The sequence below is a fragment of the Helicobacter sp. 13S00477-4 genome (genome assembly GCF_002272785.1).
Lineage (GTDB): Bacteria > Campylobacterota > Campylobacteria > Campylobacterales > Helicobacteraceae > Helicobacter_J.
Genome location: NZ_MLAS01000003.1, coordinates 76,748 through 98,464 on the forward strand (window position 1 = coordinate 76,748; position 21,717 = coordinate 98,464).

General features: G+C 32.7%; 23 protein-coding genes. 12 read left to right on the top strand and 11 right to left on the bottom strand.

The window, feature by feature from the left end; translation table 11 throughout:
• Window positions 1-4: 4 nt before the first annotated feature.
• From BKH44_RS02545 to BKH44_RS02560, 4 genes are all read right to left on the bottom strand, one after another.
• Entirely contained in the window at window positions 5-850 is an 846-nt protein-coding gene (locus tag BKH44_RS02545) for a CheR family methyltransferase (protein ID WP_095269757.1), read from the bottom strand.
• Window positions 840-1,403 (bottom strand): CheB methylesterase domain-containing protein, encoded by a 564-nt coding sequence (locus tag BKH44_RS02550; protein WP_095269758.1) that lies wholly within the window; start codon window positions 1,401-1,403, stop codon window positions 840-842. Before BKH44_RS02550 ends, BKH44_RS02545 begins: the two co-directional genes overlap by 11 nt.
• Complete coding sequence (locus BKH44_RS02555; RefSeq protein WP_180674086.1) at window positions 1,400-3,085, bottom strand: methyl-accepting chemotaxis protein; 1,686 nt, start codon at window positions 3,083-3,085, stop codon at window positions 1,400-1,402. Before BKH44_RS02555 ends, BKH44_RS02550 begins: the two co-directional genes overlap by 4 nt.
• 144 nt (window positions 3,086-3,229) lie before the next feature.
• Entirely contained in the window at window positions 3,230-3,802 is a 573-nt protein-coding gene (locus BKH44_RS02560) for a phosphatase PAP2 family protein (protein ID WP_095269762.1), read from the bottom strand.
• A 186-nt stretch (window positions 3,803-3,988) separates the two neighbouring features.
• Here BKH44_RS02560 and BKH44_RS02565 point away from each other — a divergent pair, with 186 nt between their 5' ends.
• Window positions 3,989-5,020 (top strand): MraY family glycosyltransferase, encoded by a 1,032-nt coding sequence (locus BKH44_RS02565; RefSeq protein ID WP_095269763.1) that lies wholly within the window; start codon window positions 3,989-3,991, stop codon window positions 5,018-5,020.
• Here BKH44_RS02565 and BKH44_RS02570 read toward each other — a convergent pair.
• The 3 genes from BKH44_RS02570 to BKH44_RS02580 are packed head-to-tail and all read right to left on the bottom strand — an operon-like array spanning window position 5,007 to window position 7,832.
• A complete protein-coding gene (locus tag BKH44_RS02570) occupies window positions 5,007-5,651 on the bottom strand; it encodes an NAD(P)H-dependent oxidoreductase (RefSeq protein WP_095269765.1) in 645 nt (214 codons plus the stop codon). The two genes, BKH44_RS02565 and BKH44_RS02570, sit on opposite strands and share 14 nt — an antisense overlap.
• 10 nt (window positions 5,652-5,661) lie before the next feature.
• Window positions 5,662-6,132 (bottom strand): acetolactate synthase small subunit, encoded by a 471-nt coding sequence (gene ilvN / locus BKH44_RS02575; protein WP_095269767.1) that lies wholly within the window; start codon window positions 6,130-6,132, stop codon window positions 5,662-5,664.
• An 11-nt stretch (window positions 6,133-6,143) separates the two neighbouring features.
• The gene (locus tag BKH44_RS02580) at window positions 6,144-7,832 is read right to left on the bottom strand and encodes an acetolactate synthase large subunit (protein ID WP_095269769.1); all 1,689 of its coding nucleotides are present in this window, start codon (window positions 7,830-7,832) and stop codon (window positions 6,144-6,146) included.
• Between the two features lie 91 nt (window positions 7,833-7,923).
• Here BKH44_RS02580 and BKH44_RS02585 point away from each other — a divergent pair, with 91 nt between their 5' ends.
• Genes BKH44_RS02585 through BKH44_RS02595 form a run of 3 tightly spaced genes read left to right on the top strand, consistent with a single transcriptional unit; the run spans window position 7,924 to window position 10,239 of the window.
• The gene (locus tag BKH44_RS02585; RefSeq protein WP_095269770.1) at window positions 7,924-8,697 is read left to right on the top strand and encodes a pyridoxine 5'-phosphate synthase; all 774 of its coding nucleotides are present in this window, start codon (window positions 7,924-7,926) and stop codon (window positions 8,695-8,697) included.
• The gene (pdxA, locus tag BKH44_RS02590; RefSeq protein ID WP_095269772.1) at window positions 8,694-9,617 is read left to right on the top strand and encodes a 4-hydroxythreonine-4-phosphate dehydrogenase; all 924 of its coding nucleotides are present in this window, start codon (window positions 8,694-8,696) and stop codon (window positions 9,615-9,617) included. Before BKH44_RS02585 ends, pdxA begins: the two co-directional genes overlap by 4 nt.
• Window positions 9,610-10,239, top strand: a complete 630-nt coding sequence (locus BKH44_RS02595) for a hypothetical protein (RefSeq protein WP_095269774.1) — start codon at window positions 9,610-9,612, stop codon at window positions 10,237-10,239. The genes pdxA and BKH44_RS02595 overlap by 8 nt, the downstream gene beginning before the upstream one ends.
• Window positions 10,240-10,242: 3 nt before the next feature.
• Here BKH44_RS02595 and BKH44_RS02600 read toward each other — a convergent pair whose 3' ends face one another.
• The 4 genes from BKH44_RS02600 to rsmA are packed head-to-tail and all read right to left on the bottom strand — an operon-like array spanning window position 10,243 to window position 14,268.
• Window positions 10,243-10,482, bottom strand: coding sequence for a DUF2443 family protein (locus tag BKH44_RS02600; RefSeq protein WP_095269776.1), 240 nt, complete (start codon window positions 10,480-10,482; stop codon window positions 10,243-10,245).
• 8 nt (window positions 10,483-10,490) lie between these two features.
• Window positions 10,491-11,456 carry a KpsF/GutQ family sugar-phosphate isomerase gene (locus tag BKH44_RS02605; protein WP_095269778.1) on the bottom strand — a complete coding sequence of 322 codons (966 nt, stop codon included), beginning with the start codon at window positions 11,454-11,456 and terminating at the stop codon, window positions 10,491-10,493.
• 9 nt (window positions 11,457-11,465) lie between these two features.
• Window positions 11,466-13,469 (bottom strand): ribonuclease J, encoded by a 2,004-nt coding sequence (locus tag BKH44_RS02610; protein ID WP_095269779.1) that lies wholly within the window; start codon window positions 13,467-13,469, stop codon window positions 11,466-11,468.
• Window positions 13,459-14,268 (bottom strand): 16S rRNA (adenine(1518)-N(6)/adenine(1519)-N(6))-dimethyltransferase RsmA, encoded by an 810-nt coding sequence (rsmA, locus tag BKH44_RS02615; RefSeq protein ID WP_095269781.1) that lies wholly within the window; start codon window positions 14,266-14,268, stop codon window positions 13,459-13,461. The genes BKH44_RS02610 and rsmA overlap by 11 nt, the downstream gene beginning before the upstream one ends.
• 117 nt (window positions 14,269-14,385) lie before the next feature.
• Between rsmA and hisF the strand changes: the two genes are divergently transcribed.
• From hisF to BKH44_RS02655, 8 genes are all read left to right on the top strand, one after another.
• Window positions 14,386-15,156: an imidazole glycerol phosphate synthase subunit HisF gene (gene hisF, locus BKH44_RS02620; RefSeq protein WP_095269783.1), complete on the top strand. Its 771-nt coding sequence runs from the start codon at window positions 14,386-14,388 to the stop codon at window positions 15,154-15,156.
• Window positions 15,157-15,702 (top strand): purine-nucleoside phosphorylase, encoded by a 546-nt coding sequence (locus BKH44_RS02625; protein ID WP_095269785.1) that lies wholly within the window; start codon window positions 15,157-15,159, stop codon window positions 15,700-15,702.
• 7 nt (window positions 15,703-15,709) lie between these two features.
• Complete coding sequence (gene rlmN / locus BKH44_RS02630; protein ID WP_095269841.1) at window positions 15,710-16,780, top strand: 23S rRNA (adenine(2503)-C(2))-methyltransferase RlmN; 1,071 nt, start codon at window positions 15,710-15,712, stop codon at window positions 16,778-16,780.
• A 146-nt stretch (window positions 16,781-16,926) separates the two neighbouring features.
• Window positions 16,927-18,078 carry an epoxyqueuosine reductase QueH gene (locus BKH44_RS02635; RefSeq protein WP_095269787.1) on the top strand — a complete coding sequence of 384 codons (1,152 nt, stop codon included), beginning with the start codon at window positions 16,927-16,929 and terminating at the stop codon, window positions 18,076-18,078.
• A gap of 44 nt (window positions 18,079-18,122) precedes the next feature.
• On the top strand, window positions 18,123-18,596 hold the full coding sequence (fabZ, locus tag BKH44_RS02640; protein ID WP_095269789.1) for a 3-hydroxyacyl-ACP dehydratase FabZ: 474 nt from the start codon (window positions 18,123-18,125) through the stop codon (window positions 18,594-18,596).
• A 9-nt stretch (window positions 18,597-18,605) separates the two neighbouring features.
• Window positions 18,606-19,406, top strand: coding sequence for an acyl-ACP--UDP-N-acetylglucosamine O-acyltransferase (lpxA, locus tag BKH44_RS02645; RefSeq protein ID WP_095269843.1), 801 nt, complete (start codon window positions 18,606-18,608; stop codon window positions 19,404-19,406).
• Window positions 19,399-20,673 (top strand): ATP-dependent protease ATP-binding subunit ClpX, encoded by a 1,275-nt coding sequence (gene clpX, locus BKH44_RS02650; RefSeq protein ID WP_095269791.1) that lies wholly within the window; start codon window positions 19,399-19,401, stop codon window positions 20,671-20,673. The genes lpxA and clpX overlap by 8 nt, the downstream gene beginning before the upstream one ends.
• Window positions 20,673-21,713 carry a rod shape-determining protein gene (locus BKH44_RS02655; protein ID WP_095269793.1) on the top strand — a complete coding sequence of 347 codons (1,041 nt, stop codon included), beginning with the start codon at window positions 20,673-20,675 and terminating at the stop codon, window positions 21,711-21,713. Before clpX ends, BKH44_RS02655 begins: the two co-directional genes overlap by 1 nt.
• Window positions 21,714-21,717 lie beyond the last annotated feature (4 nt).

Here is a 21,717-nt window from a genome sequence, read left to right on the forward strand (position 1 = left end):
ACTATCAAATCTCTTGTATTTTTTCATAATAGGCTACTTTATTGAATATCTTTTTTTCAAAAAGCCTTGTCTGAGGTACTAAATCAGCATGCCCTGTATACATCCTACCGTCCATATTCAAAACCTTATAGAATCTCTCAACAGTTTTCAAGCGATAGGTTTCATTAAAATAAATCATCATATTTCTTGAAAAAACAATATCAAAAGAACCCATATCTAAAAATTCATCTTCAAAGATATTCACGCGTTTAAAATCGCTTTCAGGAAGCAAATGTCTCTTGATTGCGTATCCTAAATCTATCTTATCAAAAAATTTATCCTTAAGTGCATTGTCAAGTCTATGTAAAGATCTTTCAGAATAAATACCCTTTAAACTTCTATCAATTGCTTCAGAGTTAATATCAATACCCACAATTTTTATCTTATCTAAATTCATACCTGCACAAGAAATAAGCATCCCTATAGAATAAACTTCTTCGCCACTTGAACAAGGTGCTGAAAGAATCCTAATGGGTTTATTGAATGTTTTTATAAAATCCAATGCAACCTCAAGTTGTGGCAACTCTCTATAAAAATATGTTTCATTCACAGTGATCAAATTGAGAGCCTCTTGTCTGATAAATGGATCTGCCAAAACCTTCTCACTCAAAAGCTTAAATGTCTTTATGTAATGAGCTTGTGCAAAATATGCCAATCTTTTTTTAATCACATCTTGCTTGGGCTTGAGATCGACACCTGAAGTTTTTTTTATTACTTCAATAAATTCCAACAAACCTTCATCATCTTCAGGCAAAGGTATAATTTCTTCTTTTGGACAAACAACTGGAGACTCTTTTTTTCTAAAAAACATTCAAAAACCTCTCAAGCCTCTCTCTTATCTTGTCTAAAGGTAAAACATTGACATTGGGATTAATCTCTCTAGCTCTTTTTGGCATACCATAAACAATAGCACTCTCTTCGCTTTCTGCAATACAAACTGCTCCATGCCTGTACAATTCAAATAACCCTTTTGCACCGTCTTCTCCAATACCTGTTAAAAGTATGGCTAAAATATCAGCATATTCACAAAGATTAACTGCTGATTGGAATAATATATTAATATCAGGATTATAAATACTTTGTGTTTCTTGAGGTTTAATAAAAAAAGGCTCTTTAACTGAAAGCACTGAAGTCTTATCGCAAATAAAAATAGCATTTTTTAAATACTCTTTATCTCCAACTTCTACAACATCTATACTCATTTCCCGCTTGAATTGAGAAACAAAATAAGGAACAAAAACTTCATTCATATGTTGGGCAATAATGATAGGGGCATTATTTTTACTGATACCTTTTAACAATTTAGTAAGATGTCCAGGACCTCCAGTAGAGGCACCTATTAAAACGATTTTTGAATGGCTCAAGTTTTAAACTCTGCCAATTTATTATTGAGTATCTCAGTCATTTTATTTAAGTGCTCTGCAACGCTAGCAATTTCTTCTACACTACGTGCATTTTCTGTAGATATATCATTGATACCAGAAACACCTTGAATAATATCTTCAATGCTTTTTCCTGTATCAATATAATTATCCACAGTTTTATCAGCTGTCGTGATAGCACCACTCATGATTTTATTCATGCTTGTGATTTTATTTTGAACTTCATTAGAAATATGTGTGAGTTCTTCAATTTTTTGAGAATTTTTATTCATCTGATCGCTTGCATCTGCTATTTCTTGTACGATAATATTGATAGTAGAATTAATCTCAGTCAAGCTCTTTTGGGTACGTTCAGCTAGATTCCTAACCTCATCAGCAACCACTGCAAAACCTCTACCATGTTCACCTGCTCTTGCAGCCTCAATAGCAGCATTTAAAGCTAATAAATTGGTCTGATCAGCAATATCATCAATAATATAAAGGATGGATTTTACATCATCAGCATTTTTGCTCAATTGTTCAATTTTACTAGCCAATTCAGATTCTGTCTTCGCAGAAACAACAATTTGGTTAGAAAGATTTTCAATTGCTTCATTAGCAGTTTGCACATACTCTCTAGCTTCTTGCAAATCTTTTTTACTATTTTGAGCAATTTCAATTGAACTCATCATTTCATCCTTGATTGTTTTGCTCTTAGTTGTAACACCTGCAACAATATTGGTAGAATCCTCGACTCTATTTCCTGTCTGCAATGATGTAGAGCTAAGCTCATGTGCAATAGAAGAATTTTCAGTAGAAAGCTGCTTGGCTTCTACAATCAATATCCTTACTTTTTCAATAAAATCATTTATTGCTGCACTTGCTTGAGCAACTTCATCTCTACCTTTGATTTCAAGTTTTCTGGTGAGATCTCCATCGCCACTAGAAAGATTCCTAGCCCGGACAATCAATGTTTTTAATGGATTGATAGTAGACCAACGCACATAGAAAAAAGAAACTACAATGATAATCAATGCAACCACAAAAGCAATAATAAGGAATTTAATCAACCCATCATTTATTGTAGCAGAAACTTCAGTCTTAATCTTTTTGTTAGCCTTTAAAATATCACTAATATAAGCTGTTACAACCACAATATAACCGCCATCTCTATCTATTTGTGCATAAGCTATTTTTTGTTCTGGTTTACCACCACCAATCTTTGGCATTTTGTATTGAACAAAACCTCCTCCATTTTTAGCAGCATTGATATAACCTTTGATATATGCTACACCATCTGATGATAAAGCATTTATAGCATTTCTACCCTGCGTGTCTGGATTGATAGGGTCTAAAAGCACCGTACCATCAGATTTAATAATCAAAGGATAAATTCCATTTTTTCCTTGATTGATATCTTTTAATATTTGAATAATATCATTCTCCAAATAAGGCATTCTTCCATCTCTAGCATATGAATTCCACATTACATGAGTGGCATGATCAATGATATCATAAGCATCTATTAATTGTTGCTTTCTCTCATCAATGGCACTCTGATCAAGCTTTCCAATTAAAAAATTTTCAATCTCGCTATTCAAACGAAAAGAGCTAAAAACTAAAATCCCTGATAGTAAAATCATTGAAACGAATAACATTGCCACAATACGTGAAGCTATTGTCATGAACATCCTTATATCGCAATATTTAAAAATAATAATGACATTCTACCATAAATTCAATTTTTTACCTTTGTAAATATGGACTACAAATCAATATTATCTTTAATAAATAATCATAAAAAATATTTACGACATTATTTTAAATCATCAAAAACGATAACCAACATTAATATTATAAGTCATATTGCCCCTAATATCAGAACTAATATCTGGTGTAATTACAACCCCTTTAGGTTTGTATTTACTTGTAAAAAGCCAAGAAAATCCCCAACCTATAGCACTCCCAACTAAAACCTGCCAAATTGAATGTTTGCGGGCATATACTCTTGAAGCATCAGTAATCAAAGCTAATGCTATGACTGGAATAGCAGGTTTCCATCCATACCGATAAAAAACAAACCCTGCAGCACTAAAAGCACCTCCTGCATGTCCACTTGGCATTCCTTTATAATCATCACAACAAGGACGTTTCGCAAAAGCAATATTATGACCATCCTTATGAGCATAATAAAATCCCCATTTTACACCTTCTATAACCCCCTGAGTGACCAAACTACCTAAAGCAAGTTCTCCAAGACCACGATAGTCTTCCATTCCCAAAGAAACAACCCCGACAAAAACAGGTAACAGCCTAAAAACATCACCAAATTTCTCAAAATCACCCTTTGCAGTCAAATCAATACACCAAAAAATCATTAGAATTAAAATTATTTTCTTCATCAAAAACCTTCTGTTTAGTTATAACCTATCAAAATTATATAAAAAATCTGATTGAGTTTTTTATCTTTTAAAAAAGTCAAAAAGTTTATATAACATTGAAAACATTTTTCAAAGATTCCAAAAACGATATAAAAAACAAAATTTTGAAATATTTTGTTAAAATAGCATTTAAAAGGCTATATAATAATGGAAATTTTAGAAATTTCAAGATACACAGGCATCTTGAATGTCATACTATCTGCATCATTAATTTCTTTTTTCATCACTATAATCATCAAATTTTTTTCAAATAGATTTCATATTTTTATTGACAAAATTGATGAAAAAAAACCACAAAAAATGCATATTATTTCAACACCAAGAGCCGGTGGAGTAGGGATATTTTTTGGATTTTCTTTGGTGTTGTTGAGTCCAGAAAAACAATATTTATATTTTTTTATTGCCCTTACAATTATCTTTTTAAGTGGATTATTGGAAGATTTTTTTGGTTCTTTAGGTCCTAAAACTAGATTATCACTACAGCTTATTGGATGCAGTGTAGCAATATTTGGACTAGATGCCATCATCACAAATTTATCTCCAGTCATCATTTTACCTTATTGGATTGGGATTGTCTTCAGTCTTTTTGGTATCATTGGAGTATGTAATGCAATCAATATTATAGATGGATTTAATGGTCTTTCTAGTGGAATTTGTCTGATGGTATTTACAACTATTGGTTTTGCAGCTTTTAGTGTTGATTCAAATTTTGTTTTGTTTGTCTCTATAATAGCAATTGGATCAACACTAGGTTTTTTTGTCTTAAACTTCCCTAAAGGAAAAATATTTTTAGGTGATGGAGGGGCTTATATGCTTGGCTTTATCATTGCTATCCTTTTAGCAATCTTGACACAAAGCGATTCAAATATTTCAGCTTGGTTTGGATTAGCAGTGATGATTTATCCAGTATGGGAAGTCCTTTTTTCAATCATCAGAAGGATAAAGAACAAACAGCCTGCTATGCATCCAGATAAAAAACACTTGCATACCCTTATTTATCATAAAATTCACAATAATCCTTTGACTGCAGTATTTATATGGTTGCTCAATCTGCCATTTATGATACTTTCTATTATATTTATGCATAAAGCATGGGTATTAATTTGCATTTGTATTGGTTTTATAATTATTTATAATATGATTTATTTATATTTGAAATCTCAAATCAAAGCCATTTAACAGTATCTTCATAAGGCTTTCTATGTTTAGATGAAGCAATACATTTCATGCTATAACCAAAGGCTATCAAACAAACAGGCTCAATACGATCAACGCTCATAAAAGTATCCAAAAGCTTTTTAAGTCCTTTTGCATAAAATCCACCAATAATACAAGAATCTATATCCATTAAAGCAGCTACTTGCGTCATCTGACCAATAGAGATAAAGCACTGTTCCCTTAAATAAGCATTGATCAATTTTTCATCTCCATTCAAACGATTATTACAAATAGAATGAAACATTGATTGTATAGCAAGGAAGGTTTCGTTATCTTTATAAAGCGTTTTTAAATAATTAGATTCTGGTGCAATAAGCTCCGTGATTAAATTGCACACTATTAATAAATGGGAGCAATTTTGTATTTGATTGTGATTCCCAGAAGAATCCTGTGCAATCTTGTTTTTAATATTTTGAGATGTAACAACTATAAACTCCCAAGGCTCTAGTCCTAAGGAACTTGGAGCCAAACGACCAGACTCTAAAATCAATTCAAAATCTTCTTTTTGAATCTTTTTATTCTTATCAAAATCTCTACAAGAATAACGACGATAAAGCAGTCTTAAAATCTCATCTCTTTGCATTTTAATCATTCTTTATACCTTAATATCGCTCCAAAGCTACAGTACCACTACGAATCATTTCTTTAGGATTGAATTTCTTAATAGCCTTTAAAAAACTTGATATCCTGTAAGGCTTATCAGTTACGGTTACAATGATGTATTTTTCATTTGCATTTGCAACATTACCATTATATGCACGGCACAATACTTCAATACTTGCGATATCTTCTTCAATAGGTATTTTTACTAACGCCATTTCTTTTTCTAAAAAATCATCATTCTCTACTACATTTAAAACAGGTATTAGTTTATGGAGTTGCTTGATGATTTGTTCAAAGACTTTTGCATCGCCATCAGTAACGATGGTTACTCTAGAAAGATCGCTTTCGGGTATCGGGGCTACAGTAAGAGACTCTATGTTATATCCTCTACCTGCAAAAAGTCCTGATATTCTTGATAAAACCCCGTGCTCATTAACAACACTCACAGAGATTGTACGCTTCTTCTCCATTTATCTATCCTTCATTCCAATATCATTTTATTCAAAGCAGCCCCGCCAGGTACCATAGGCAAAACATGTTCCATTCGATCAATCACAACATCAAGCATACATACCCTATTGGATTTTATAGCATCATTAAAGGCTTCTTCAAATCCTTCCTTGCTGTCTACTCTATATCCTTTCCCTCCAAAAGCTTCAATAAGTTTGACAAAATCAGGCTGCAAAGAGAGATCAGTATGAGAAAATCTACTTTCATAAAAAAAACTCTGCCATTGCCTGACCATACCCAGATAATTATTATTCAAAATAACATTGATAAGTGGGATTTTTTCTTCTACACAAGTCATCAACTCTTGAATATTCATCAAAATTGAACCATCTCCAGTAATATTGACTACAATCTTATCTCCTTTGGCAAGTTTTGCACCCATACTGGCAGGCAATCCAAAACCCATTGTTCCCAAACCTCCACTTGTAATAAACTGTCTTGGGAAACTAAAAGGATAAAACTGTGCTGCCCACATTTGGTGTTGTCCTACATCTGTAACAATCAAAGCTTCTTTGCCTAAAATTTCTCCAATTTTTTCAATCACCCATTGTGGTTTCAAAATTTCTTCAGAATCCTTATAATTAATTGGATGTAAAGTCATATATTTAATAAGATGTTGTCTCCATTCTTTAATGTTAGAATCATCATAATCTCCAATAAATTCAAAAAGATCTTCACAAACACTTTTTAAATCTCCAACTATTGGAAAATTCACATCAATAATTTTACCAATAGAACTTGGATCAATATCAATATGGATTATCTTTGCATATTTAGCAAACTCACTGACTTTTCCAGTCACCCTATCATCAAATCGCGCACCCAAACAAATCAACAAATCACATTCATACATTGCCATATTTGCAGCATAACTACCATGCATACCTACCATTCCAAGCAAACATGAATGACCATCAGGAAGGATTCCTCTTGCCATCAAAGTTTCAACAACAGGAATTTGAGTTTTTTCTATGAGTTTTGCAATAATTCCTGCAGATCCTGAAATAACAGCCCCACCACCAATATAAAATAAAGGCTTTTTAGCATTTTCAATAACCTGTATAACTTTTTTTATTTGTCTAGAATTTCCTTTTGTAGTTGGCTTATATGTCCTAAGAGAAACTTCTTTAGGATAATCAAAATCCCCATAAGTAGCACTAATATCCTTAGGTAAATCAACCAATACTGGTCCTGGTCTACCACTTTTTGCAATATAAAATGCTTCTTTTAAAATTTTAGGTAATTCAGAAATATTTTTAACCAAAAAATTATGCTTGGTACAAGGTCGTGAAATTCCAACAGCATCAATCTCTTGAAAAGCATCGGTTCCAATTTGCCCAACAGGAACTTGACCACTTATGACAACCAAGGGAATAGAATCTGTGTAAGCTGTTGCAATACCTGTAACTGCATTAGTAAAACCAGGTCCAGAAGTTATGATAGCCACACCTACCTCACCACTTGCTCTTGCATATCCATCCGCAGCATGAACAGCACCCTGTTCATGCCTAGTCAAAATATGTTTGAAATAATCCTGTTTGTAAATTTCATCATACACATTCAAAACAGCCCCACCAGGATAACCAAAAATTACCCTTACTCCTTCCAACCTCAAAGCTTCTATAACCATTTGAGAACCATTCAATCGTTTGGTTGGCATAAAAATCTCCTAAAATCATTAATTCTTTATTATAATATGTTTTGAACTCAAAAAAGACTAAAAATTACTTTTAAAAACACGGAGATTTTCTATGAATCTAGGACTCAATATTGATCATATCGCAACACTTCGAGAAGCTAGAAAAATAAATGACCCCGATCCTTTAGAGGCTGTATTTATTGCTAAAAATGCAGGAGCAAATCAAATCACTATCCATTTGCGAGAAGATAGGCGACACATTCATGAAAGTGATGTGAAACGCATCATAGAATCTTCAATACTCCCTATCAATGTCGAATGTGCTTGCGATGAAAATATCATCGCATTTTTATGTGAACAAAAGCCTCATAAAATTACCCTTGTGCCTGAAAAAAGAGAGGAAATTACAACTGAAGGAGGGTTAAACCTCAATCAAAAAGGGCTAAAAGACATCATCAAAGAGTTTCAAAAATATCAGATTCAAGTAACCACTTTCATTGATCCAAAAAAAGAAACCATATCCATTTCAAAAGACTTAGGCGTTGATGCTGTAGAGTTGCATACAGGTGAATATGCAAATTTACATGCAATGATTTATTCCAATCTATCAAGACATAAAAATTCCATCAAGTCACTCCAACTAAAAAGAGATGTATTAAATTCCTTACTTCAAGAATCTCTAAATAATCTTAAAATCTGTTCGAGCCTAGCCCAAAAACTATCTTTAGGAGTTTTTGCCGGACATGGATTGAATTATTTTAATGTAAGTCCAATTGTCAAAATTGACCCTATCACTGAACTCAATATTGGACAAAGCATCATAGCTCGATCTATTTTTACAGGATTAGATCAAGCTATAAAAGAAATGTTGAGACTTATGAGATGAAGAAAATTGCCATTTCTATTGGAGATTTAAATGGAATAGGACCTCAAATTGCTATAACACAGCATGATATAATTAAAAAAATATGCCATCCTATTTATTGTGTACATAAAACAATACTTGATAATGCTTGTGATATTCTAAAAATTCCTTTGCCTAAATATATGGAATTATCACCACCAAATTCCACTATCCCAGAAATTCATCCCGGTATGATTGAAGCTCAAAGCGGTCGATACAGCTATGAGAGCTTTCTTTTAGCTTGTCAACTGACTGAGGAGAAAAAAACACATAGCGTTTGTACATTACCTATCCATAAAAAAGCATGGAAACTAGCAGGTATAAATGAAATAGGACATACTGAAGTTTTAGCCAAACGTTATAAAAAAAATACAATGATGATGCTTGGATGTCAAGAAATGTTTGTTGCTCTTTTTACAGATCATATCCCATTAAAAGAGACAAATAAATATATCAAACCACAAGCAATTAAACAATTCCTCATCTCTTTACACCAATGCATCAAAATGGAAAAAGCCCTTGTGCTTGGATTCAACCCACATTGTGGAGATAATGGACTAATAGGCAATGAAGATGAATTGATCGCAAAAGGCATAAACCTTGCTAACAAATTGATAAAAAAAGAAGTTTTTATTGGACCTATACCAACAGATACAGCATTCAGCCCAATGAATAGAAAAAAATATAAATTTTTCATTGCTATGTATCATGATGCAGGGCTTGCACCCCTCAAAGCACTTTATTTTGAAGAAAGCATAAATGTAACATTAAATATTCCGATATTTAGAACATCTGTAGATCATGGAGTAGCTTATGATATAGCCTATCGCATACAACCAAACACAAAAAGCTATTTCAATGCAATCACTTTAGCTGCACATAAATGGAGGCTTGATGAATAAAAATAATTTTAAAGTTTTAGAAGCAAAATTAGATGAACAAAAAGTATACATTCAACAACTTGAAAGTCGCCTAAATGCAAAAAGTTCTGAAATCATTGATAATAAAAATTTGCTCATAAAAACACACCAACAAATAAAAAGCCTTAATGAAGAACTCAACCATCTTTTAGATTTTATCTTAATGCTACAAGAAGAAAAATACCTCATCAGACCAAATGAAACACCTAGTTTACAAAAATATATTAGTTCTACAATAATCACTGAAGACAAAGATTTTTTATTTGGAATCAATATTGACAAAAAATTCATTCAAGATAAAAGCATCCCAACCATCAAATATTACCTCTATACATCTGATTGTTTTATTACAGAAGAACACCAACTTCAAAATCTAAAAATTTCACAAAAAAAGGATTTGTCTATCATAGTAAAAACATTCATTGAATACATTAAATTTTGCTTTAAAAGCAAAAAAACTTCTATCAAAGGACTCGTTGAAATCATTCACACTCAAAGTCTTTTCCCTCAAAATCACGAAAATGTAACACTTAGATTCTATGGAAACAAGAGCATAGAAAAAGAAGTTCAAAATTTCATCATACTCTATAGCAAAAAAAATTAATAATCAAAATACTAACAATTCTCTTTTAAGTTTATTAAGATTATCAATTTGTTTTTTGAGGGCATCTATTTGTTCATTAATCTGTGAAAACAAAGACATATTCATATGCTCAGGCATATCCTGGGAACCTCTTTTTATCATAATATAATCAACCAAACTAATATTAGCCATTTTTAGCAAAATTTGTATTTCATCACGAATAGATTCTATATTGATAAAAATCTCATCCATTTTTTCAAACATTTTTTTACCTATTTAATACCTGTACTTATTAAGGTATGCAGGTGAATTGCTCCTTGAATATTTTTATTTTCATCAGTGATGACAAGCAACTGAATCTTATTTTCTTCAATAAACCTTAAAGAATCTACAGCCAATAAATCAGGATTATGGCAATATTTTGGATTATCACAAGCATAAAGCATTATAGGATCATTTAAACTAAAATCTTCCTTCATCATTGCTCGACGTAAATCTCCATCACTAAGAATACCAATCAATTTATTGTCTTGAGCAATAATTGCATTTCCTAGCCTTGATTCACTCATTTTAACAATCGCTTCTTTCAAACAAATTTCAGGACCAACAAGGGGTAAGTTTTGAGTTTGCATTAAATCTTTAACTTTCACAAATAATCTTTTGCCTAAGCTCCCGCCAGGATGGAAAGAAGCAAATTCGTTTTCTCTAAAATTTCTTTTTTTCATCAAACATACCGCTAATGCATCACCTAAAGCTAATGTGAGTGTAGTAGAACTCGTTGGAACAAGGTTTAAAGGACAAGCTTCAGAATCCACATCAATAGAGATAAAACAATCACCGATTTTTGAAATTGAACTATGGCTATCCTTAGTCATTGTGATTATCCCCCCAGAAAGACGTTTTAGATGCGGTAATACTGCTAGCAATTCTTCACTTTCTCCACTATAACTGATTGCAAGGATAATATCATCCTTGCTTACCATACCCAAATCTCCATGTAAAGCCTCTGTTGGATGTAAAAAAAAACTTGGAGTTCCAGTGCTTGCTAAAGTTGCTGCTATTTTAGCCCCCACCAAACCACTTTTACCAACCCCACTCACAATCAATTTCCCTTTTGCTTGCACAATCATTGAAACAATACGATCCCAATCTAAACTTATAGGACTTGAAGCCGCCCTCAAAAGCTCTTTTGCTTCTTTTTGAAGGACTTCTTTAACAATAAAAGAAAATTTTTCCATTCAATTCCTTTAAGATATAAATACATTACTGATAACAGCTGGGTATTTTTTAAGTTTTTTAAATAAAAATTTCCTCACTACATTTCTGATTTCATTTTCTAAAGTTCTTTGATTTGTGAACATCTCTTTTTTTGCTGCTTTAATATACAAATCTAATGTGTTTTCAATTTCTTTAATAAATTCTTTTTCTTCCATAGGGCCAACAATGCCCAAAGTAGAAATCTTGGTATTTTTAAGTAATTTTTGCTCTTGGGCAGAAACAAAAGTTGTAATTATTGCAACACCACAATCTGCAAGATCCTGCCTATCTAAAACTACATTATTATCAATCTGTCGATTCATTTGATTATCAATATAAGTTTTGCCACTTTTAATTGTCCGTACCTTTCTAATATATCCCGGATTGACTTCAACTTGATCTCCATCTTCCATCAGATAAATATTTTTTTCAGGAACTCCACATTTAATAGCGGTATCACGGTGTTTGGACACATGATTATATTCCCCATGAATTGGCAAGAAAAATTTTGGCTTAATCAAACGCAACATTAATTTTTGCTCTTCTTGTGCAGCATGACCACTCACATGGATTTCACTAAAGTCCTGATATGCGACCCTTGCACCAGCTTTCATCAAAAAATTTAACACATTTGAAACAGATCCTTCATTTCCTGGTATTGCTTTTGCAGATATGATTATCATATCAGTAGGCTTGATCTTAATATGACGATGTTCATCAGTAGCCATTCGATAAAGTGCACTCATTGTTTCTCCTTGCGATCCTGTAGTTACAATAAGTATTTCTTCATCTGGATATTTACTGACCTCATGAGCCTCAATAAATAGATTCTGAGGCAATTCAATGTATCCAAGCTCCCTGGCAATATCAAGATTTTTTTCCATTGAACGACCTATGACAGCAACCTTGCGATTATATTTTATACCATAAGTAATAGCCTGATAAACACGATGGATATTGGAAGAAAATGTACTCATAATTACCCTACCTTCAGCACCCTTAAAAAGTGCATCAAATGTAGGTCCTACACTTGCCTCACTTGCAGTAACCCCTGTTTTATGAGAATTAGTAGAATCGCTCAAAAGGAGCATCACCCCTTCTTCTCCATAATGTGCTAATCTATGCAAATCTGTAGGCAAATTGTCAATAGGAGTATGATCAATTTTAAAATCTCCAGTATGAAGGATAATACCAGCCTCCGTACGGATAGCCAATGCAGATGCATCAATAATAGAATGTGTTATATGAATCCACTCCACTTCAAAATCGCCTATCCTAATAGGGTATCTTTTTTGGACAATTTTAAAGAAAGATCGATATTTCTTCAATCCATGTTCATCAAATTTATTGCCTATCATCCCTAATGCAAGCGGAGTACCATACAAAGGAAATTGCAATTGTTTATATAAATAAGGTACTGCACCTATGTGATCTTCATGTGCATGCGTGATAACCACACCCGCAATCTTGTCTTTAATCGCAAACAAATAACTAAAATCAGGGATTAAAATATCCACTCCATGCATATTTTCTTCTGGGAAACTCATACCCACATCAATGACAATAGCAGAGTTTTCTGTCTCCATCACCATCATATTCCCACCTATTTCTCCAAGACCGCCAAGTGGAGTGATACGAACTTTAGCTTTAGTATTGAGATTGAGTTTATAATGAGGATTCAGGCTATTTTTTTGAATGCGATTGTTTGCTTCTACACCTTTTTTAAGGTCTTTATGGAATCCTAAATTGCCTCTTTCATTGACACTTTGAACATTTGTAACACCATTTTTAAACTCAATTGGGTTATCATTTTGAGTCATAGGATTATTGGCATTTTTATTTTTTCCTACCCAACGACGAGGACGGGATTGATGTTGTTGATCTTGTTGTGTCTCTTTATTATTTTCTTTTCTAAATCTTGGTTTAAAAAATCTCTTTTTTTGTCCTTCTACTCCTGTACCCGTTTGGTTAGTGTTGTTGTTGTTATTTTCCATATTCTTTAGCCTTTAGATTTTCAAATATTTGGTGATAAGTCGTTGTTGTAACTTCGTGTGCTCTAATATTTTCTCCAATTGAGAACCTTTCAAACAAAATCTGCAAAAATGTTTTATCATATCTACTTGCAAGATTATTGAATAATTTTTTTCTAGGGGAGCAAAAAGCAACTTTGAGCATCTCTTCAAAACCATCTTGCAATATAGTTATATTTTTCCTCATCATAAATACTGACGAAGTAACCTTAGGTGCAGGATAAAAGGCTTCTTTAGGAACATCAAAAAGCATTTGAGGCTGTCCTAGTGTATGGGTTATAACACTTAAAGCACAAAATTCTCTTTCTTTACTCTTGGCACAAAACTTTTGAGCGACTTCCTTTTGAGTCATCACTACAAAACCTTTACATTGAGGATCTCTCAATACTTTCAGTAAGATATGAGAAGCAATATAATAAGGAAGATTGGAAACCAAAATATATTCTTTTTTATCCAACCAACCTTTATCATAAGATATTTGTAAAACATCCTGACAAATCAGCTCAAGTCTACCAGCAACAATCAGAGGGTCATATTTTTGCACAAGAAGAGAACACAAGTCTTTATCGACTTCATAGGCTTTAAGCTTATAAAGCTCAAGCAACCTATCTGTTAAATCACCCAAGCCAACCCCAATTTCTACTATCTTCTCACCTTGAGATATATTGGGAATGGATTGGATAATCCTATTTATATATGATATATCTTTTAAAAAATTTTGCCCAAATTTTTTTTTAGGAGTATGTTGAATTTCTCTCTCCATATTTCCATATTCTTTGTAATATTTTTAAATTTAAATTCTATCTATTTTTTCTCTATTTGTAAATAGTAAATAAGGTCGGAAAATAATATAATGCTATAAGAATTCTGGAGAAAAAATGTGAATTATTTTGCAAAACGTATCATTCCATGTTTGGATATTGATAATGGAAAAGTTGTAAAAGGTACAAACTTTATCAATATCAAAGAAATGGGCGACCCCACATCAATGGCAAAAAAATACAATGATGAAGGTGCTGATGAATTAGTCCTATTAGATATCAGTGCAACCTATCAAGAACGAAATACAATGATAAATGTTGTTTCTTCTGTGGCAAAAGTTACTTTCATACCCCTAACTATAGGAGGCGGTATTAGGAACCTTGATGATATTTATCGACTCTTAGAGGCTGGTGCTGATAAAATCAGTCTTAATAGCATCGCTATCAAAAATCCAGAGCTTATTACCCAAGCAGCAAAAAGATTTGGCACACAATGTGTTGTTGTTGCGATTGACACTAAAAAAGACCCTTCAAAAGACAATAAAAGAAAAGTATACATACAAGGAGGCAGGCAATATTCAGGGAAAGAGCTTACTGTTTGGGCAAAAGAAGTATACGATCGTGGTGCTGGAGAAATACTACTTACCAGTATGGATACAGATGGTACTAAAAAAGGTTATGATACTCAAGCACTTGAATCCATTAAAAAACTCATAAATATCCCCATTATTGCTAGTGGTGGTGCAGGTAAAAAAGAGGATTTTTTAGAAATTTTTCAAAAAAATATTGCTGATGCTGCACTAGCAGCAAGTATTTTTCATCAGGATGAAATTAAAATCTCAGGACTAAAAAATTATCTTAAAATCAATAAAATACCCATAAGGATATGAATGTTCATTTGTGCAGGAAAAACTGAAAATTTTAATTTTGCAAAATCAGTTGGCATTGGATTGATAGAAAGTGCTATTAATCTAAGTAAAATCTGTAGCTATGATTTTATTGACTCTCTTATCTTTATTGGAACGGCAGGATCTTATGATACACAAAATAAAATCCTTGATATCTACATAAGTACACAATCAACACAAATAGAAGCCAGTTATACAAATCAACAGAGCTATACGCCTATAGACAATCAAATTCAATCTGAACCTAAAAATGTTCCATGTGAAACAAAAAATCTCATCGTCAATTCAAGTAATTATATTCATACAAATACAGATTTTTCTAAAAAAATGTTAACTGCTGGTATAATGCTAGAAAATATGGAATTCTTTTCTGTAATGAAAACAGCACAAAGCTTCAATATTGAGTGTTATGGGATATTTTGCATTACTAATTACTGCAATCCAAATGCTCATCAAGATTTTTTGACAAATCACCAAAAGGCAAAAGAAAAACTAGAATCTTTTGTGCGAAAAAATTATATTTTATGAGACTTCAATGAAAAAAAATATTTATGACTACACACTTAATCAGCTACAAATTATGTTTCAACCTTCTTTTCGTGCAAAACAAATCTATCAATGGCTATATATCCAGTATGAAAATGATTTTTCAAAAATGCAAAACCTCCCAAAATCAATGCGAGAAAATTTGAATAATAATTATATAATCAAAAATTTAGAAATCTTACATATTGAAACTAGTAAAGATGGCAGCAAAAAATATTTATTTAAAACAAAGGATAACTTAACTTTTGAAAGCGTACTGATAAAAATGAGGGATAAAAAATATGACAATAATGGCAAAATTATTGAAAGTGAAAAATGGACTTTTTGCCTCTCTAGCCAAATAGGTTGTAAAGTTGGGTGTACCTTTTGCTACACAGCAAAAGGTGGCTTTGTCCGCAATTTAAGCAGTGGAGAAATCGTCGAACAAGTAGTTCAGCTCAAAAAAGATAATGCAATCCTGCCAGAAAAAAGAATCAATATTGTATATATGGGGATGGGAGAACCTCTCAACAATATTCAAAATGTAACCAATGCAATCAAAATCTTAAGTGAACTAGATGGGTTATCAATATCAACAAGGAGACAAACTATCTCTACAAGTGGTATTACACCTAAAATTAGGGAATTGGGAAATATGAATTTGGGAGTTCAACTCGCTATTTCACTGCATGCTGTTGATAACAATCTCAGGAGTAAACTTATTCCAATGAACAAAGCTTACAATATTGAAAGTGTTATAAATGCTGTAAAAGCATTTCCTATTGATGAACGAAAAAGGGTTATGTTCGAATATTTAGTCATCAAAGATATCAATGATGACCTTACAAGTGCTAAAAAACTCTTACAACTTCTCAATGGAATAAAAGCAAAGGTTAATCTCATCTTGTTTAATCCTCACGAAGGATCAGAATTTCAAAGACCCGAAATAAAAAAAGTAAAACAATTTGCTGATTTTCTAATTCAAAAGGGTCTTTTATGTACAATCAGAGAATCTAAAGGTATTGATATAAGTGCAGCCTGCGGTCAATTAAGAGAAAAAGAATTGGCAAAGACATCCTAAGAAATTGTTCCACGTAGAACATTTAAAAAATAAAAAGGAAATATGATGGATATATTAGATTCTAGTCTGTTAATATTCTTGATATTGGTATTTGTTTTTGGGGTAGGATATTACCTCTGGATTGTCTTAAGAAACAAGGAGTAACAATGTTGGTACATATTTGTTGTTCAGTAGATAGCCACTATTTTTTGAGCGAATTGAAAAAAATCTATCCTGATGAAAATTTTATAGGTTATTTTTATAATCCTAATATCCATCCAAAAAGTGAGCATGACTTACGATTTGCAGATGTCAAAAGAAGTTGCAATATGCTCGGTATTAAACTTATTGAAGGAGAATATGATACACAGAATTGGTTTAAAAATGTCAAGGGACTAGAATGCGAACCAGAAAAAGGAGAACGGTGTACACAATGCTTTGACATTCGTCTGATAAAAAGTGCTTCCATAGCCAAAGCTATGAATGAACAAAAATTTACCACTACTTTACTTTCAAGTCCAATGAAAGAACAAGAAAAACTTTATGCACAAGGGGATGATATTGCACAAAAAAATGGCTTGGAATTCATTAAAGTAAATGTTCGTGCAAATGGGGGGACTCAAAAACAAAATGAATTAGCCAAAGAAGATAAGCTTTATAGGCAAAATTATTGTGGCTGTAAATTTGCTCTTGAACAACAAAGGAATAAACAAAATAAAATTTCTCTTGAAATGATTAGTGATATAGGTTCTCAAATACTTCCAGGAAGTATTGAAGAAAGACGAGAAATTTTTGCCCACAGAGACTATTTAGAAAAAAATAATAAAGAATATATTTTATCACAAAGGAAATATATTGTATGGAGACTTTTGAATGCAAAAATCCTATTAGGTGAAAATCATTTATCTGCATATATTATTGCCAAATCACAAAACAAAAAAGATACCAAAACAGGTTCTGTAATTTGGATAAAACCAAATCTTTTTGAAAATATATCTAAATATTATACACTCAAAGAAAAAATTCAAAAATATGAAAATGAAAAATACCTTGTAGGATATTCAAAAAAAGATGATAGTCTCTTTGTCCATCTCAAATTACTCAACCTTATTTTAGATACTTCTTATCAAAGCATTGAAGAATTATTATATCATCCACCAAAATATGATGAAGAAATATTTTTTAGGAATATTTTATGTGGATATGAAAGTATCAATCCCATTATAATCATTGATAAAATATTTTCTGGGAGTGTTCGCATTAATATTCAATCCATCTTTCAAGAAGAATCAATCTTTAGAGTAATAGAAAATTTGTAATTAGAATATATTTTGCTAAAATTACAAATATTTAAAGAAAGCCAATGTTAAAAAGGTCACAGATGATGGATATCAATAATATCAAAAAAATACTCCCCCACCGTTACCCAATGCTTTTGGTTGATAGGATCACACATTTAGAACCCAATCAAAACATAAAAGCATATAAAAATATTACTATCAATGAAGAAGTTTTTTTAGGGCATTTTCCAAAACAGCCTATTTATCCCGGAGTAATGATTGTCGAAGGAATGGCTCAAGCTGGAGGCGTATTAGCATTTGTGAGTACTTGGGGTGATGATATTAAGGTGGCAGAAGATAAAATAGTCTACTTTATGACAATAGATAAAGTAAAATTCCGCATACCTGTAACACCTGGAGATAAACTTGAATATCACTTAAATGTCATCAAGCATAAAGGTAGTGTATGGCAACTAGAAGGCAAAGCTTTTGTAGATGAAAAAATGGTTGCTGAAGCCGAATTAAAAGCAATGGTGGCAGATAGGAAAAAGGACTAAATTATAATGATGAATCAAAAAATGATAGCTCAAAATGCCATCATCAAAAAAGGTGCAAAAATATCTCAAAATGTTGAAATTGGCGATTTTTGCATTATTGGTGAAAATGTAGAAATTGAAGAGGGTTGTAAACTATACAATAATGTAACGATTCTGGGGAATACCAAAATCGGAAAAAACACAACCATATTTCCTTATGCAGTATTAGGGACAATCCCTCAAGACCTAAAATATGAAGGTGAAGAAGTCGAACTTATTATTGGGGAAAATAATCTTATTCGAGAACATTGTATGATAAATCCAGGCACAAAAGGCGGGATCAACAAAACCATTATTGGAAATCAAAATCTTTTGATGGCATATGTACACATAGCACACGATTGCATTATCGGAAATCAATGTATCCTAGCCAATAATGCAACACTAGGAGGGCATATTACAATTGGGGATTATGTCAATATTGGCGGAATGACACCCGTACACCAGTTTGTACAGATTGGAGATGGGGCAATGATAGCAGGAGCATCTGCGCTTACCCAAGATATCCCTCCATTTTGTATGGCAGAAGGCAATAGGGCAATCATCAGAGGACTCAACAAACACCGTATGAGGAAATTGTTTTCTCACGAAGATATTGACTTTATCAGTCAGCTTTATAAAAAACTTTTTTCAGGAAATGCCCCTATCAGAGAAGTGGCACAAAATGAAATCATAAACGATCCTCAAAATGAATATGTATTAAAAATATGCAATTTTATACTACAATCTCAAAGAGGCATTCCAATCAGAAAAGGTTCGTTAAATGAATAAAAATAGACACTGTAGCTGGTGCGATAAACCGGAAACATTAGAACGAGTAATATTCTCATCAAATACAAATATAAGCGGTATTGAGTCCCATATTTGTCAAGATTGCATAAAAGTCCTTTATGACATTATATTTGGAGAGAAAAAAGCCCATCAAAGCCCATCAAAAGAAATAGCAGATTTTGACAAAATACTTTCTCCAAAAGAACTCAAAAAAACCTTAGATGAATATGTGATAGGTCAAGAAAATGCAAAAAAAGTATTTTGTGTAGCCGTATACAACCATTATAAAAGAATATTATCTAATGATTTAATCGATGAAGAAGATGATATTGAAATTTCAAAATCCAATATCCTACTAATAGGACCAACAGGAAGTGGAAAAACTTTAATGGCTCAAACATTAGCAAGATTCTTGAACATCCCTATTGCAATTTGTGATGCCACAAGCCTCACAGAAGCTGGTTATGTTGGCGAAGATGTTGAAAATATCCTCACCCGATTACTACAAGCTGCAGATGGGGATGTAGAAAAAGCTCAAAAAGGAATTGTTTTTATTGATGAAATTGATAAAATATCAAGGTTATCAGAAAATCGATCTATCACTAGAGATGTTTCTGGAGAAGGAGTGCAACAAGCACTTTTAAAAATCATTGAAGGCAGTTTGGTCAATATCCCTCCAAAAGGTGGACGAAAACATCCTAATCAAGATTTTATCCAAATAGATACAAGCAATATTTTATTTATTTGTGGTGGTGCTTTTGATGGCTTAAGCGAAATCATCAAAAAACGATCCGGCAGCAATACTTTAGGTTTTGAGAGTGATAAAAAAAATATAAATGAAGAAGAAAATGTCCTACACCTAGTCGAACCTGATGATTTGATAAATTTTGGACTCATACCTGAACTCATCGGAAGACTTCATGTCATCACAACCTTAGAAAGTATCACAAAAGAAGCAATGATAGCTATACTAACAAAACCTAAGGATGCTATCATCAAACAATATCAAAAACTATTTAAAATTGATGGTGCTGAATTGATTTTTGAAAAAGATGCTATAGAAAAAATAGCTCAGCTAGCACTAGCTAGAAAAACTGGTGCAAGAGGACTTAGGGCAATTATTGAAGAATTCAGCACTGATATTATGTTTGACCTGCCCGAGCTAGAAGGATATGAGGTTATAATAACAAAAGATTGTGTTACAAAAGCATCAAAACCACTATTGATAAAAAAGAAAAAAATCTCTCAAAATAATAAAGGAGCATAATGATATTAGATAAAATAATAGGGCTATTCTCTCATGATATAGCTATAGATTTAGGTACAGCAAATACTATTGTATTATTAAAAGGGCAAGGGATTATTATTAATGAACCTTCAATAGTTGCTGTCAAGACAAGTAGATATGACAGAGATGGCGAAATACTAGCAGTTGGGCACGAAGCAAAAGAAATGATAGGCAAAACACCCGGGGGAATCCAAGCCATCAGACCAATGAAAGATGGCGTCATTGCTGATTTTGACGTCACAGAAAAAATGATCCGCTACTTCATTGAAAAAGCGCACAAAAGAAAATCACTCATCAGACCTCGCATAATGGTCTGTGTGCCTTACGGTTTGACAGGAGTGGAAAGAAAAGCCGTCAAAGAATCTGCAATGAGTGCAGGTGCAAGGGAAGTATTCCTTATTGAAGAACCGATGGCAGCTGCCATCGGAGCAGGACTACCCATCAGAGAACCACAAGGAAGTCTTATTGTCGATATTGGTGGTGGGACAACCGAGATTGGTGTTATTTCATTAGGTGGGCTTGTTATTAGCAAATCAATACGAGTTGCAGGTGACAAATTAGATGTGGCAATTGTTGATTACATCCGCAAAAAATATAATCTACTTATCGGCGAACGAACTGGCGAAGAAATAAAAATTCAAATCGGTTCAGCCTCCCCTCTAGAAACTCCATTGACAATGCAAGTAAAAGGCAGAGATCAGGTCAGCGGACTTCTCAATACTGTAGAGCTAACAAGTGAAGATATAAGAGACTCTATCAAAGATCAACTCAGAGAAATAAGCAATGCTTTAAAAAATGTCTTAGAATCTGTCCCGCCAGATTTGGCTGGTGATATTGTTGAAAATGGCATTGTATTAACAGGAGGAGGGGCACTCATAAGAGGACTGGACAAATATCTTTCTGATATCGTAAAACTACCTGTGTATGTAGGCAATGAACCATTGCTTGCAGTAGCCAAAGGAACTGGAAAGGCTATTGAAGAACTTGATTTATTGCATCATATTGGTGCGAATGATTGATAAA